The sequence below is a fragment of the Lysinibacillus halotolerans genome (assembly GCF_003711845.1).
In the GTDB taxonomy this organism is placed as follows: domain Bacteria; phylum Bacillota; class Bacilli; order Bacillales_A; family Planococcaceae; genus Ureibacillus; species Ureibacillus halotolerans.
Genome location: NZ_RHLQ01000102.1, coordinates 1 through 1,386 on the forward strand (window position 1 = coordinate 1; position 1,386 = coordinate 1,386).

At 34.2% G+C, this 1,386-nt stretch carries 1 protein-coding gene; it reads left to right on the forward strand.

The annotated features are described in order from the left end of the window. The first annotated feature begins 129 nt into the window (after positions 1–129). Positions 130–1,341: an ISL3 family transposase gene (locus tag EC501_RS18275; RefSeq protein WP_241559397.1), complete on the forward strand. Its 1,212-nt coding sequence runs from the start codon at positions 130–132 to the stop codon at positions 1,339–1,341. The last annotated feature ends 45 nt before the right edge of the window (positions 1,342–1,386 follow it).

The window sequence follows — 1,386 nt, forward strand, 5'->3', positions numbered from 1 at the left end:
GGCTCTAAAATATTTGTTGGGGTACAGATAAAATTCAGAAAAAATAAACACGCAATCTCCTAATTTTGTTAGACTTTGTTTAGACCAATAAACAAAACAAAAGGGAGATGCGTGTAATTGAATTTTAACATGACTTTACCAGGATTAGAAGAGTTTATCATTACGAAATCATTGGAAAAAGACGGTTACTATGAACTTCATTTGGAGTTGGAGAGGAAAGCTCATCGTTGTCCGTGTTGTGGTCAATTAACCGAACGCGTACATGATTATCGAATTCAGAAGATCAAACATAATAGTATTTTTAGTAGAAGAACATTCCTATTCTATCGAAAACGTCGGTATGTTTGTGAAGTCAAAGATTGTAGGAAACGATTTTACGAAGATAATTCCTTAGTAGAGTGGTATCAAAGACAGTCCATAGAGTACAAACAGGCGTTGGCGATTGAAATCATCCATGGTAAAAATTTTAAGGATGTGGCTGATCGTTTTGACACTTCACCGACAACCGTAATGCGCCATTTTGATAAAATTAGTTCTTCTATGTTAACGGAGACTAAACAGTTACCAGAAGTCATCGCAATAGATGAATATAAAGGGGATGCAGGTGGTGAAAAGTATCAAACGGTCATTGCTGACCCTATTAATAGGAGACCATTAGATATTTTAAAAGATCGTAAAAAAGAAACGCTGGTAGCTTATTTAAGAAAACATGGAGATAACGTAAACGTTGTCGTTATGGATATGAGTCATTCTTTCAAAGCAGCTGTTGATCAAGCATTAGGACGCCCTGTTGTCGTAGCTGACCGATTTCATTTTTGTCGTTATATATACTGGGCTTTAGAAAAAGTGAGAAGGAAGGAACAGAAAGCCTTTGACGATTACCAACGTAAGAAATGTAAAAGAATGCGTCATGTCTTTTATAAGCACTATGAGGATTTAACCGAAAAGCAATTATGGTATTTAAATTACTTTTTAGAAAAGTCACCTGAATTAAAAAAGGCTTATGAATTGAAAGAGGCTTATCGATTATGGTTTGAAATAGCTAAACAATTAGCACCGAATAATTTAAAAGAAGTAAAAGAAAGATTATATAGCTATTATGATTTAGTAAAGTCTTCCGGATTAGTTGAATTTGAAAAGGCAATAGAAACCTTTCAAAATTGGCAGAAGGAGATTATGAATAGCTTTGCCTATAACTTGAATAATGGTTATGTCGAAGGCATTAATAACCAAACGAAGGTTATTAAAAGAAATGCGTTTGGGTTTAAACGATTTGATCGATTCAGATTAAAGGTGTTATTACACCATCAATATAAAAATATAGATGTTCGGGTCGCATAAATTAGGAGTGAGCTAAATGCTCACCCCAACATTTGACTTAGAACC

Coding starts and splice junctions, on each gene's coding strand:
- EC501_RS18275 (WP_241559397.1), top strand. CDS start 130: ATGACTTTACCAGGATTAGAAGAGTTTATCATTACGAAATCATTGGAA.